Annotated in this window: 11 protein-coding genes; 4 read left to right on the top strand and 7 right to left on the bottom strand. The window is 63.4% G+C overall.

Annotated elements, in window-relative coordinates; all coding sequences use genetic code 11:
* Positions 1–13: 13 nt before the first annotated feature.
* The 7 genes from BKY27_RS06000 to BKY27_RS05970 form a co-directional block, all read right to left on the bottom strand.
* Positions 14–742, bottom strand: a complete 729-nt coding sequence (locus BKY27_RS06000; RefSeq protein ID WP_071673545.1) for a type 1 glutamine amidotransferase — start codon at positions 740–742, stop codon at positions 14–16.
* 3 nt (positions 743–745) lie between these two features.
* Positions 746–2,077, bottom strand: a complete 1,332-nt coding sequence (locus BKY27_RS05995; RefSeq protein ID WP_071673544.1) for an NAD(P)/FAD-dependent oxidoreductase — start codon at positions 2,075–2,077, stop codon at positions 746–748.
* Between the two features lie 5 nt (positions 2,078–2,082).
* Positions 2,083–3,423, bottom strand: a complete 1,341-nt coding sequence (locus BKY27_RS05990) for a glutamine synthetase family protein (RefSeq protein ID WP_071673543.1) — start codon at positions 3,421–3,423, stop codon at positions 2,083–2,085.
* 2 nt (positions 3,424–3,425) lie between these two features.
* Complete coding sequence (locus tag BKY27_RS05985; RefSeq protein WP_071673542.1) at positions 3,426–4,244, bottom strand: ABC transporter permease; 819 nt, start codon at positions 4,242–4,244, stop codon at positions 3,426–3,428.
* Positions 4,241–5,137 carry an ABC transporter permease subunit gene (locus BKY27_RS05980; protein ID WP_071673541.1) on the bottom strand — a complete coding sequence of 299 codons (897 nt, stop codon included), beginning with the start codon at positions 5,135–5,137 and terminating at the stop codon, positions 4,241–4,243. Before BKY27_RS05980 ends, BKY27_RS05985 begins: the two co-directional genes overlap by 4 nt.
* Positions 5,138–5,149: 12 nt before the next feature.
* A complete protein-coding gene (locus BKY27_RS05975; RefSeq protein ID WP_071673540.1) occupies positions 5,150–6,292 on the bottom strand; it encodes an ABC transporter ATP-binding protein in 1,143 nt (380 codons plus the stop codon).
* A 76-nt stretch (positions 6,293–6,368) separates the two neighbouring features.
* A complete protein-coding gene (locus BKY27_RS05970) occupies positions 6,369–7,451 on the bottom strand; it encodes a polyamine ABC transporter substrate-binding protein (protein WP_071673703.1) in 1,083 nt (360 codons plus the stop codon).
* 134 nt (positions 7,452–7,585) lie between these two features.
* Here BKY27_RS05970 and BKY27_RS05965 point away from each other — a divergent pair, with 134 nt between their 5' ends.
* The 4 genes from BKY27_RS05965 (at position 7,586) to BKY27_RS05950 (ending at position 12,656) form a co-directional block, all read left to right on the top strand.
* Positions 7,586–8,236, top strand: coding sequence for a GntR family transcriptional regulator (locus tag BKY27_RS05965; protein WP_071673702.1), 651 nt, complete (start codon positions 7,586–7,588; stop codon positions 8,234–8,236).
* Positions 8,237–8,543: 307 nt separating this feature from the next.
* Positions 8,544–9,932 (top strand): glutamine synthetase family protein, encoded by a 1,389-nt coding sequence (locus BKY27_RS05960; RefSeq protein WP_071673539.1) that lies wholly within the window; start codon positions 8,544–8,546, stop codon positions 9,930–9,932.
* A 23-nt stretch (positions 9,933–9,955) separates the two neighbouring features.
* Positions 9,956–11,350, top strand: a complete 1,395-nt coding sequence (locus tag BKY27_RS05955; RefSeq protein ID WP_071673538.1) for an aspartate aminotransferase family protein — start codon at positions 9,956–9,958, stop codon at positions 11,348–11,350.
* A gap of 4 nt (positions 11,351–11,354) precedes the next feature.
* Positions 11,355–12,656: an NAD(P)/FAD-dependent oxidoreductase gene (locus tag BKY27_RS05950; protein WP_071673537.1), complete on the top strand. Its 1,302-nt coding sequence runs from the start codon at positions 11,355–11,357 to the stop codon at positions 12,654–12,656.
* The last annotated feature ends 88 nt before the right edge of the window (positions 12,657–12,744 follow it).

Genomic DNA, 12,744 nt, shown 5'->3' with positions numbered 1-12,744 from the left:
CCCTCTCGCCCGCTCAGGCGTCGGCGGGCAAGCCCAACAGGCGGTCTCGCACGATCCGCGCCAGATCGGTGCGCGTGTCGGGCTTGGCCATGCTGTCCTGAGCCACATCGACTTGCTCGTCCGTCAGGCTGGTGCCCCGGCGCGCATCCAGCAAGGCACTGGCATAGGGTTTGGCGAATTCCGGATGGCCCTGCACCGTCAGCGCGAACCCCGGATACCAAAGCGCCGCATACTCGCAAAACGGCGAGCGCGCGATGGTTTCCGCCCCTTCGGGCGGGGTCATGACCTGATCTTGGTGGTAGGCCTGGATCGAGATCCGCTCGGGCGCATCGCCAAGCGCATCGGGCCAGTTCTGCGGTGTGTAGTCATGCACACCGAGGCCCCAACCCTTGCCCGATTTTTGCACCACGCCGCCAAGCGCCTGCGCGATCAACTGGTGACCAAAGCAGATGCCCACCATCGGCACGCCCGCGTCACGACACGCGCGGATGAACGCTTCGGCGGGCGCAATCCACGGGTGATCCTCGTAAACGCCGAAGCGAGAGCCGGTGATAACCCACAAATCCGCCGCCTTGGGATCGTCCGGGATCTGCCCGTCCAGCACGGCATAGGTGGTGAACGCTGCCGGGACATCCTGCAACCAACTTCGGACCATCGCCGGGTAGTCGCCATGGGCGCCTGTCAATTCCTTTGGCGGGCGGCCGGTTTCCAGTATGCCAATCCGAACGGTGCGGGGGGTCATGGGCTATCCTCGGTCCTGAAGTCCGTAAAACGCGTAGGCCAGCGGCAGCAGCGCCCGCCGCCAGCGTCCCAATTCAAACCTTTTCAACGGCGCGCGCAAGGGGGCGGGGGTGGCGGGGCCTGCTCCGGTGATCTGCGCCGCCAAGAGGTGGCCCGCATAGCTGCCCATGGCCACGCCATTGCCGTGATAGGCCATGGCGGTAAAGGCGTTGTCCACGCCCGGCACCGGCCCCGCATATGGCATCAGCCCGCGCGACAGACACAGCAGACCCGACCAGAAATACGGGGTTTCGACATGGCGCCACGCAGGGAAAATCCGCTCGAAATCGGCACGCGCAATGGCGCGGGTCTGGTCATGGGCCGTTGGCGTCGTCTTCATTGCACCGCGCAGGCCAAAGAGCATCCGCCTGTTCGGCATCAGCCGAAAGTAGTGCAGCAAATGGCGGGTATCGTAACACATCTGCCGGGAAGACCAGCCTTGCGCGGCAATCTCGGCATCGGTCAGGGGGCGGGTCACCAAGACGTTCGACTGCACCGGCAAATACCGCCCCGCCAAGGCGGGCGGCAGGTCATCGGAACCGTAGCCATTGGTGGCGATCACCAGAGTCCTTGCGCGCACACGGCCCTGATCGGTGGTCAGCAGATGATCGCCGTTCTCGCGGCTCATGGCGATGACGGGCGATTGCCCGAAGAGCCGCGCCCCGGCCCCGACCGCCGCCTTGGCCAGCCCGAGCGCGTATTTCATCGGGTTGAGTGCAAAGCCGATCGGGGTCGTCACCGCCCCGTGAAACTCGGGGCTGGCCATGCCACGCTCGGCCAATGCCGCTTGCGGCAGCACCTCGCAATCGACCTGTTGCCAGCGGCGTATGTCTTCGGCGACCCCTTCCAGCACCTTCACATCCTTGGGACGAAAGGCCAAAAGGGTCTCGCCATCCGAGTGAAGATCGGCCTCGATCCCGTGGCGGTCCAGCAGCGCACCGACATGATCGACCGCGGCCCGCTCGGCCCGGTAATAGGCCCGCGTTTCTGCATCACCGAACTGGCGCAGGATCTGGTCGGGGCCTGCCTTGGCCCCCCCGAGGCAACAGAACCCGCCGTTGCGCCCCGAGGCACCCCACCCCGGTTGCTCGGCCTCCAACACCACCACGTCACGCCCCGCCTCGGCCAGTGCCAACGCCGCGTTGAGGCCGGTAAAACCCGCACCGATCACGGCGACCTCTGCCCTTACGTCGCCCGACACCGCCGGATGCGCGGGGATGTCGGGTACGGTGGTCGGCCAGAAGCTTTCGGCAATGGGGCCGGTCCCATAGGCCATGGGTTCGTAGAGACGTTTCATGCAGGTCACAGACGGCTGAGATAGTATCGGTATTCGACCGGCGTAATCATGCCCGTAAGGGTCTGCACCTCGTCATTCTTCACCGCGGCAAAGACATGGCGATAGTCTTCGCCAAAGATTTTCGCGGCATGATCCGAGGCGGCGAAGCGTTCCACCGCGTCGAACCAGTCATGCCCCAGACGCGGGGCCATTTCCGCCTCGGGGTCGTCAATGGGCAGGGGCAGGTCCGGGTTGGTATCGACGCCGTGCAGGATGCCCCCAAGGATCGCGGTCAGCACAAGGTAGGGATTTACATCCGCGCCGCTGATCCGATGTTCCAGCCGCGCCCCCTTGCCATCGGTTTCGGGCAGGCGCACGCCAGCCGCCCGGTTGTCGAGGCCCCAGTCAGGGCCGGAGGGCGCGAAACTCATCGGCTGGAACCGCCGGTAAGAGTTCATGTGCGGCGCAAAGATCACCTGTAGGTCGGCCATCGTGTCGAGCACGCCCGCCACCGCCTGTTTCAACAGCGGCGAGGGCCCGGTGCCGGGGGCGTCCGGACGGAAGATGTTGTTGCCCGCATCGTCAAGGATCGAGCAGTGCACATGCATTCCGTTGCCCGGCGCATCGGCATAGGGCTTGGCCATGAAGGTCGCCTCCATGCCGTGCCGATTGACGATCCCGCGCACGAGACGGCGGAAAAAGACGGCGGTCTCGGCGGCGGCAAGAACGTCGTCGGTGTGATGAAAGTTCACTTCGAACTGACCGGGACCATATTCCGCGATCAGCGTATCCGTCTCCAGCCCCTGCGCGTCGCAGGCCGCGAGGATTTCGGTCAGGATCGCCTCTTGCCGCGCCACGACCTCCAGATCGTAGTTCTGCGCGGCAGGTGTGCGGGCCGGGGGCTGTGGTGGGTCGTCGCCGCGTTCGCGCGGGCGCAGGATGTAGAATTCAAGCTCGGTCGCCACCACCGGGTGCCAGCCGCGTTCGGCATAGCGTTCCAGCATGGATTTGAGAATCTCACGCGGCGAAATGGGGCTTGCCTCGCCCTCGGGCGTCAGCATCTCAACCTGAATCTGGGCGACATTGCCGGGCATCCACGGCACCGGCTTGAGCGTGCCCTCGACCGGCACCAGCACCCCGTCGGGGTCGCCCACGACAATGCCAAGCCCCGTCGCCTCGACCTCGTTACCCATGATCGCCGGCGCGTAGGTGGAATAGGGCAACCGCACCGATCCACCGGTCAGCTTGCTTAAGGAGTCGCCCGGCAGCCACTTGCCGCGCAGCACCGCATTGATGTCGCATAACATCAATTCGATCCGATCCGGCCGCCCGTGAGCGGCGCAGTAATCTTCATAGTCTTTCTTCATTTTTATGCCGCCTGTTCCGCCATTTGCTCATCGCGCTTCTGTTGGACGATACGCCGTTTGCTGACCAGCGAGGCGGAGATCACCCCGATGGTCACCAGAAGGATCAGGATCGTCGAAAGCGCGTTGATTTCGGGACTCACCCCAAGCCGAACCGAAGAGAAGATCTTGATCGGCAGCGTGGTAGCCGAAGGACCAGCGGTGAAGGATGCGATGACCAGATCGTCGAGCGACAGGGTAAAGGCCAACAGCCAGCCCGCGATCACGGCTGGCGCAATCAGCGGCAGGGTGACCGAGCGAAAGGCGTCGAACGGCGTGCAGCCCAGATCGAGCGCCGCCTCTTCCACCGACCGGTCGAACCCCACAAGACGGGACGACACCACCACCGAGACATAGCACATCGAAAAGGTCGTATGCGCGAGGATGATGGTGAAAATGCCACGATCCAGCCCGATCGAGATGAACAGCAACAAGAGCGACAGGCCAGTGATCACCTCGGGCATGACCAGAGGCGCGTAGATCATGCCGGAAAACAGCGTCCGCCCCAGAAATTTCCCTCCCCTGACCAGCACATAGGCCGCCATCGTGCCAAGCACCGTGGCCAGCGTCGACGACACGAAGGCCACCCGCAGCGTCACCCATGCCGCGTCGAGAAACGCCTGATCCTGAAACAGCTCGCCATACCAGCGGGTCGAGAACCCGGCCCAGACCGTCACCAGCCGACTTTCGTTGAAGCTGTAGACGATCAGGATCAGCATCGGCACATAGAGAAAGGCAAAGCCAAGCGTCAGAGCCGTCGCGTTGAACCACGAAAACCGTCTCATGCGTCAGCCTCCTGTTCCTTTTCCTGGTTCTTCTGGAACAGGATGATGGGGATCACGAGGATCAAAAGCAGGATGATCGCAACCGCCGAGGCCACTGGCCAGTCACGGTTCGAGAAGAATTCCTCCCACAACACCTTGCCGATCATCAGCGTCGACGAGCCGCCCAGAAGCGAGGGGATCACGAATTCCCCGATGGCCGGGATGAAGACGAGGAAACAGCCCGCGATGATGCCCGAACGCGACAACGGGAAGGTCACCATCCAGAACGCCGAAAGGCGCGAACAGCCCAAGTCTTCCGCCGCTTCCAGCAGCGATTCATCCATCCGGTCAAGGGTGGCATAAATCGGCAGGATCATGAACGGCAGGTAGGTGTAGACGATGCCGATATAGACCGCCGTCGGCGTATTCATGATCTGCAAAGGCTCCGATATCAGCCCGATCCATTGCAGGAACTGGTTCAGGTAGCCCTCGGAGCTGAGGATGCCGATCCATGCGTAGACCCGGATCAAAAAGCTGGTCCAGAACGGCAGGATCACAAGCATCATCAGCGTGGGGCGCCATTCCGGCGCGGCGCGGGCCATGCCATAGGCGATGGGGTAGCCGACGCAGAGGGTGAAGAACGTGGAAATCAGCGCGATCTTGAGCGACGAGAGATAGGCCTTCCAGTAGAGGTCATCCTCGGTCAGGAATACGTAGTTCTCCCAATCCAGCCCGCGCAGGAACGCACGAATCCCGGACCAGCCTTCGGTCAGGTCCAGTGTCGGTGTGTAGGGGGGAATGGCCAGCGTCACGTCCGAAAGCGAGATCTTTAAGATGATCCCGAACGGCACGAGGAACAGCAGCAAAAGCCAGAGATAGGGTATCCCGATCAGGGTGCGGCGGGCGAGGTTCATGTCGCTGCCCCCCTACCCGGCCAACACGAGGCCGGCGGTATCGGTCCAGGACAGCCAGACTTCGTCTTCCCAAGTGAAACTGCGGCGCGACAGGCGCCGGTTGTTGGCGGTCTGCGCCTTGATGATCTGCCCGCCCGCGATTTCCACATGGTAGGTCGAGAGGTTGCCGAGATAGGCGATATCATGGATGCGGCCATGCACGACATTGTTGCGGTCATCAGGGCGCTCGGCACTGATCGCCACTTTCTCGGGGCGCACGGCAAAGGTGGCTTTGGCCCCGTTGACCAATCCTTCTCCGGCCGTGGCGATGATCTCGGGCGCGCCCTCGGCCCAGGTCAGCGAGGCCAGCCCCGCGTCCTTCAGTGTAGCGCGGCCCTCGATCAGGTTCACGTCGCCGATGAAGTCCGCGACATAGACTGACTTCGGGTTTTCGTAGATGCGCGGGGGCGTATCGACCTGAATAACCTTGCCGTTGTCCATTACCGCCACGCGGCTGGCCACGGTCATCGCCTCTTCCTGATCGTGGGTCACGATCACGAACGTGGTCTCAGTCTTTTCCTGGATATCCATCAGCTCGAACTGCGTGTCCTGCCGCAGTTTCGCGTCCAGCGCGCCAAGCGGTTCGTCCAGCAGCAGCAGCTTTGGCGCCTTGGCCAGTGCCCGCGCCAGCGCCACGCGCTGCCGTTGCCCACCGGAAATCTGGTGCGGCTTGCGCCGTGCAAATTGCTCCAGCCGGGTCAGGCGCAGCATTTCCTTCACCCGTTCGCCGATCTGATCCTTCGGCATGTCCGAACGCCGCAACCCGAACGCGATGTTGTCCCACACGCTCAGATGCGGAAACAGCGCGTAGGATTGGAACATCATGTTCACCTCGCGCCGGTTCGGCGGAATGCCCTTCATGTCCTGACCGCCGATAGTGATCGTGCCCTCGCTCGGGGCTTCGAACCCGGCGAGCATCCGCATCAGGGTGGTCTTGCCGCAGCCTGATGGGCCGAGCAGCGCGTAGAATTCCTTGCGGTGGATCGAGAGATCGACATTGTCGATGGCCGTGAAGTCGCCAAAGCGTTTGGTGACGCCATCGAAGCGGATCAGCGGGGTTTCGTTTTCATCCTCCCACGGGGCGAAAACGGCGGCGGGTTTGACGGCAGGTTTCATGCTGGTTCCTTGGCCCGGACAGGCGGCCCGCCCGGGAACGTCCCGGACGCGGCCATTTCCAATGTGGTGGTCAGGCTCAGGTGCCCGACTTGATCCGGGTCCAGAGCCGGGTCACCACGCGTTGCACGCGCGGCTCGTAGGGGGTGGTGGTGTAGAGGTTTTCCAGCGTCGCCGCGTCCGGGTAGATCGCCGGATCTCCGATCACGTCCTCTTCCAGGAACTCCTGGCTCGCGAGGTTGCCGTTGGCGTAGTAGACGTAGTTCGACGCCGCCGCCATGTTGTGGGCATCCATGATGAAGTTCAGGAAGGCATGCGCGCCCTCCGGGTTCGGCGCATCGACCGGGATTGCCATCATGTCGAACCACATCAGCGCGCCCTCGGTCGGGGCGTGATAGACGATTTCCACGCCGTTATCGGCTTCGGCCGCCCTGTCACGGGCCTGAAGGATGTCGCCCGACCAGCCGAAGGCGACGCAGATATCACCGTTGGCCAGCGCATTGATGTATTCCGAGCTATGGAAATTCAGCACGTATGGCCGGATCGGTGCCAGCACCTCTTCGGCACGGGCAATCACGTCGGGATCATGGCTGTCCGGGTCTTCACCCAGATAGGTCAGTGCGGCGGGGATCATCTCGGTCGGGGCATCCAGCAGATGCACGCCGCACTCCGCAAGGCGCTCCATATTGGCCGGGTCGAAGATCAGCGCCAGCGAATCGATCGGCGCATCATCGCCCAGAACCTCTTGCACACGGTTCACGTTCACCCCGAGCCCCGTGGTGCCCCACATGTAATTGATGGCATACTGGTTTCCGGGGTCGTATTGTGCCGTGCGGTTCTGGATCACGTCCCAAAGGTTGACGGCATTGGGCAGCAGGTCGTAGTTCAACGGCTGGAACGCCCCGGCCTGAATCTGGCGTTGCAGGAAAGTGCCCGACGGCACCACCACGTCATAGCCGGACCCGCCGGCCAGCATCCGGGTTTCAAGCAGCTCGTTCGAGTCGAACACGTCATAGACCAGATCGTATCCGGTCTCTTCCTCGAACTGCGCCAGCAGGTCTTCGTCGATATAGTCCGACCAGTTGTAGACACGAACCTCTTCTGCGGCCGCCGTCAACGCGGTCATCGACCCCGCCACAGCCAGCAATGTGACCTTCTTCATCATTCGTTTCACTCCCGTTGGATTGGTTCTTTGTTTTTTATTTGATCAAAAACTCGATTCGGCGCAAGATTTTTCCGAAAGAGCGTTGGATTCGGCCCTCCTCGTGGGGGGCCACAAGGGGGAAGGCCTGCGATTTGACCGCACGCGACACCAAGTTGCCTGAACATGAGGCGATCTACAAAAAGATTCGCAACATGATCCTTTTCGGAGAGCTTCGGCCCGGTCAGGCCGTCACGATTCTGGGGCTCAAGGACAGCATCAACGCAGGTGTCACGCCCGTGCGCGAGGCCATGCGCCGACTCACCGCCGAGGGCGCGCTGGAGGCGCTTGGCAACCGCCGCGTGGTGGTGCCCGAGATTACCGCGCCGCGCATCGACGAAATCTATTTCGCCCGCTTCGCCATCGAACCCAAGATGGCGGAACTGGCCGCGGAAAAGATCACCGACCCCGAGATCGACATGCTTCAAACCCTTGATGAACATGTGGATTCTGCAATAGACTCCGGTGATGTCGAGGCTTACCTGGAAAGCAACTTCCGCTTTCACTTCGCCCTCTACGACCTCGCCGGCACCCCCGTTCTGCGCAAGATCGCCACCTCGCTGTGGCTGCAATTCGGCCCCTCCCACCGGGTTGTCAGCGGCCGTTTCGGCACATCGAACCTGCCGGACATGCACTCGGAAACGCTCGACGCCCTGCGCCGCCGCGATCCCCTCGCCACCGCCCGCGCGATCGAGGGCGACATTCAGCAGGGGCTCGACCTGATGACCCAGGCGCTCGGCGCCTGACCCGGCGCCCTTCCGGCCCGAAAACAGGGGGGGGCCCTGCGTACACCCCCCGTACACCCCCTGTGCACCCCCCGTGCAGACGAACCGCCGTTTTCCCTTCTTCTTGGCACAAATACTCCGGGGGGTCCGGGGGGCAGCGCCCCCCGGCGGGTCGCCGCCGCAGGCGGCGAAACGACAAATACCGTCCCGATTGACAGACTCATTTTTTTGATCATATTCTTCCTACAGGCGACTGAACGGGGCCCCTGCCATGCGTGGGGCGCTGGCCGTGCGGGCCTTCAATCGACCTAGATCACGGCAGGATGACATGCGAACGCCTCGCAAGGCCAAGTCGGACGCGGATTGGATTTCCAATCTTCCCGAAGCCTTTACCGACTATCTCGACGGACGCCGTCTGGAAGAGGTGGAATGCATCATTCCCGACCTCGCCGGCACCTCGCGGGGCAAGGCAATGCCATCCTACAAATTCCGTCCCGACGAAACCTTTTCCCTGCCTATCTCGCTGTTTTACCAGACGATTTCCGGGGAATACGTGGATATGGACATCGAGAACCAGTGGCTTGAAAAAGACGTGGTGCTGACGCCCGACATGTCCACCGCCACCGCCGTTCCGTGGGCCGACGATCCGACCTTGCAGATCATCTGCGATCTCTCGACCCGCGAAGGCACGCCGCTGGCCATCGCGCCGCGCAACGTGCTGCGCAAGGTGCTGGATCTCTACACCGCCAAGGGTTGGAAGCCGGTGGTCGCGCCCGAGCTCGAGTTCTACCTGACCAAGCCCAACACCGACCCCAACGAAGATATCGAGCCGCCGCTTGGCCGCACGGGCCGCAAGGGTGCCAGCCGTCAGGTCTATTCCATGGCCGCCGTCGATGAATACGGCCCCGTCATCGACACGATCTACGACTATGCCGAGGATCAGGGCTTTCGCATCGACACCGTGATTCAAGAGGGCGGCGCCGGTCAGATCGAGATCAACCTGCTGCATGGCGACCCGCTATGGCTGGCCGATCAGGTCTTTTACTTCAAGCGGTCGATCCGCGAAGCGGCGCTCAAGAACGGCATTTTCGCCACCTTCATGGCCAAGCCGATCCGGGATGAACCGGGCAGCGCCATGCACCTGCACCAGAGCGTTGTCGACGCCAAGACCGGAAAGACCATCTTTTCGGACAAGAAGGGCAACCCGACCGACGCGTTCTATCATTTCATTGGCGGCTCGCAGCAACACCTGATGCAGTTGATCCCGCTGCTGGCCCCTTACGTCAATTCCTATCGCCGGATCACGGTCGAGGGGCAAAGCGCACCGTCCAACCTTGAATGGGCCAGCGACAACCGCACCACCGGCCTGCGCATTCCCGCCGGGAAACCCGACGCGCGGCGCGTCGAGAACCGGGTGACGGGGATGGACTGCAACCCCTATCTGGCCATAGCCGCCTCGCTGGCGGCGGGCTATCTGGGCATGGTCAACAAGGTCGCGCCGCGCCCCGCCGTCGAGGTGGAGGTCTGGGAAACCGAGGATCAATTGCCGATTTCCCTGTTCGCGGCGCTCAACCGCTTCGAAGAGGCCGACGAAATCCGCGAGGTGCTGGGGGAAGAGTTCTGCCAGCTCTACGGCGATATAAAGCGCGCCGAGAATGAAGAATACCAACGGGAAATTTCGCCGTGGGAACGTCAGCACCTGCTGCTGAACGTGTAACGGAGAGACAGGAGACAGATGTCATGAACATGATCAGCAACCATATGCCCACGGCCGAACTGCAAGCGCTGGACGCCGCCCACCACGTGCACCCGTTTTCGTCGAATGCCGACCTTGCCAAGGAAGGCAGCCGCGTCATCACCCGCGCCCGTGGCGTGACCCTGACCGACAGCGACGGCAACGAGTTTCTCGACGCGATGGCGGGGTTGTGGTGCGTGAATGTCGGCTATGGCCGCGATGAACTGGCCGACGTGGCGGCGCGGCAGATGCGCGAGCTGCCCTATTACAACACCTTCTTCAAGACGACCCATGTTCCGGTGATCGCGCTGTCCAGGAAGATCGCGGAGCTGGCGCCGGGCGACCTGAACCATGTGTTCTACGCCGCTGGCGGGTCCGAGGCCAATGACACCAATATCCGGCTGGTGCGCACCTATTGGCAGGTCAAGGGCAAGCCCGAGAAGAACGTCATCATCAGCCGCAAGAACGCCTATCACGGCTCGACCGTGGGGTCGGCCTCGCTCGGCGGGATGCCGGCCATGCATGCGCAGGGTGGCATTCCGATCCCGAACATCCACCACATCAACCAGCCCAACTGGTGGGCCGAGGGCGGTGACATGGACCCCGAGGCGTTCGGGCTGCAACGCGCGCGGGAACTGGAAGAGGCGATCCTGGAGCTGGGCGAAGACCGCGTGGCGGCCTTCATCGCGGAACCGGTGCAGGGCGCGGGCGGCGTGATCGTGGCGCCAGACAGCTATTGGCCCGAGGTGCAGCGCATCTGCGACAAGTACGAAATCCTGCTGATCGCGGACGAGGTGATCTGCGGCTTCGGGCGCACCGGCAACTGGTTCGGGTCGCAGACTCTGAACATCCGCCCCGACATCATGACCATCGCCAAGGGCTTGTCGTCGGGCTATGCGCCGATTGGCGGCTCGATCCTGTCGGACGAGGTGGCCGAGGTGATCGCCTCGACCGAGTTCAACCATGGCTACACCTATTCCGGCCACCCCGTGGCTGCCGCCGTGGCGCTGGAAAACCTGCGCATCCTTGAGGAAGAGAAGATCGTCGATCACGTCCGCGACGTGGCCGCGCCTTACCTGAAGGAGAAATGGGAAGCGATGGTGGATCACCCGCTGATCGGCGAAGCGAAGATCGTCGGCATGATGGGGTCGCTCGCCATGACGCCACACCAGGAAAGCCGGGCGACCTTTGCCGCGCCCAAGGGCACGGTCGGGCTGATCGCGCGGGATCGGTGCTTTGCCAACGGTCTGGTGATGCGGCATGTGGGCGACCGCATGATCATCTCGCCGCCGCTGATCCTGACGCCGGATCAGATCGACACGCTAATTTCGCGGGCGACCAAGGCGCTGGACGAGACCCATGCCATCGCCAAGGAGCAGGGGCTGCTGGTTCCGGCCTGATCCCATGGACCTTTTGACTGTCAATGACCGGGCGGGGGACTATCCCCCGTCCTTTTACGCCCACGCGGCGACACCCCTGCCCCGGTTTCCGGCCCCGCAGGGCACGATCACGTGCGACGTGGCCGTGGTGGGGGGCGGGTTCACCGGGCTGTCCACCGCGTGGCACCTGGCCGAGCGCGGCTATGACGTGGTGCTTCTGGAGGCGCAGCGGGTGGGCTTCGGCGCCTCGGGGCGCAATGGCGGGCAGGTCGGGCAAGGGCAGCGGCTGGAGCAGGATGAGCTGGAAGCGATGGTGGGGCGGGATCGGGCCCGCGCGCTGTGGGAGATTGCCAACCAGTCGGTCGATCTGGTGCGAGAGGTCGCGGCGCGCGACGAGGTTCACGCGCGGTTCCATCCCGGCGTGATCCATGCGGCCCACAGGGCGCGCTATGTGCCCGAATACCGCGCCTATGCCGAGAAGTTGCAGACCGAATATGGCTATGACCGGATTCGCGCGCTGGACCGGGAAGAGATGCAGGGCCTCGTCGCCTCGCCCGCCTATCACGGCGGCACGCTTGACATGGGCGCGGGTCATATCGACCCGCTGGAACTGGCGCTTGGACTGGCGCGGTTGGCGCAAGCGGCCGGCGCCCGGATTTTCGAGAATGCCAAGGTCGCAGCATTGACACAGGGCGACCCGGCCGAGCTGACCACCGAGACGGCAGAGATCACCGCGCGCCACGTCGTGCTGGCCTGCAACGGCTATCTCGGCGGGCTGGAGCCTCGCGTTGCGGCCCGTGTCATGCCGATCAACAATTACGTCGTGGCAACCGCACCCTTGGGGCCAGAGCGGCAGGAGCAGATCATTCGCGGCAACCACGCGGTGGCCGACAGCAAGTTCGTGGTGAATTACTTCCGCTTTTCCGACGATCACCGGCTGCTGTTCGGCGGCACGGAAAGCTATGGCTACCGCTTCCCGAAGGACATTCGCGCCAAGGTGCGTGGACCGCTGGCCGAAATCTTTCCGCAACTGGCGGATGTGGAGCTGACCCATGGCTGGGGCGGCACGCTGGGGATCACCATGAACCGGATGCCGCATTTCGAGCGGCTGGCGGGCAATATGCTGAGCTTGTCGGGCTATTCCGGGCATGGCGTGGCGATGGCGACGCTGGCCGGGCAAATCGCGGCCGAAACCATCGCGGGACAGGCGGAACGCTTCGACCTGATGGCCAGCGTGCCCACCCCCCGCTTTCCCGGCGGCGTGGCGATGCGTTGGCCGCTTCTGGTATTGGCGATGGTCTGGTTTTCCCTGCGCGACAAGCTCTGACAAGGGTCGCCGCGCCTTTGGCGCGTCGATCCGGGCGCGATCCTTCCCCATCGCGCGGGGGCGCCGCCCCCGTCGCCTGACGTCGGCG

This window comes from Nioella nitratireducens, assembly GCF_001879715.1.
In the GTDB taxonomy this organism is placed as follows: Bacteria; Pseudomonadota; Alphaproteobacteria; order Rhodobacterales; family Rhodobacteraceae; genus Nioella; species Nioella nitratireducens.
Note: the sequence above shows the minus strand (reverse complement) of the source record. Positions and strands in the feature narration are given on the sequence as shown.

Bases quoted from the DNA above. Each gene is read 5' to 3' on its own strand.
- BKY27_RS06000 (WP_071673545.1), bottom strand. From the start codon at position 742: ATGACCCCCCGCACCGTTCGGATTGGCATACTGGAAACCGGCCGCCCG.
- BKY27_RS05995 (WP_071673544.1), bottom strand. From the start codon at position 2,077: ATGAAACGTCTCTACGAACCCATGGCCTATGGGACCGGCCCCATTGCC.
- BKY27_RS05990 (WP_071673543.1), bottom strand. From the start codon at position 3,423: ATGAAGAAAGACTATGAAGATTACTGCGCCGCTCACGGGCGGCCGGAT.
- BKY27_RS05985 (WP_071673542.1), bottom strand. From the start codon at position 4,244: ATGAGACGGTTTTCGTGGTTCAACGCGACGGCTCTGACGCTTGGCTTT.
- BKY27_RS05980 (WP_071673541.1), bottom strand. From the start codon at position 5,137: ATGAACCTCGCCCGCCGCACCCTGATCGGGATACCCTATCTCTGGCTT.
- BKY27_RS05975 (WP_071673540.1), bottom strand. From the start codon at position 6,292: ATGAAACCTGCCGTCAAACCCGCCGCCGTTTTCGCCCCGTGGGAGGAT.
- BKY27_RS05970 (WP_071673703.1), bottom strand. From the start codon at position 7,451: ATGAAGAAGGTCACATTGCTGGCTGTGGCGGGGTCGATGACCGCGTTG.
- BKY27_RS05960 (WP_071673539.1), top strand. From the start codon at position 8,544: ATGCGAACGCCTCGCAAGGCCAAGTCGGACGCGGATTGGATTTCCAAT.
- BKY27_RS05955 (WP_071673538.1), top strand. From the start codon at position 9,956: ATGAACATGATCAGCAACCATATGCCCACGGCCGAACTGCAAGCGCTG.
- BKY27_RS05950 (WP_071673537.1), top strand. From the start codon at position 11,355: ATGGACCTTTTGACTGTCAATGACCGGGCGGGGGACTATCCCCCGTCC.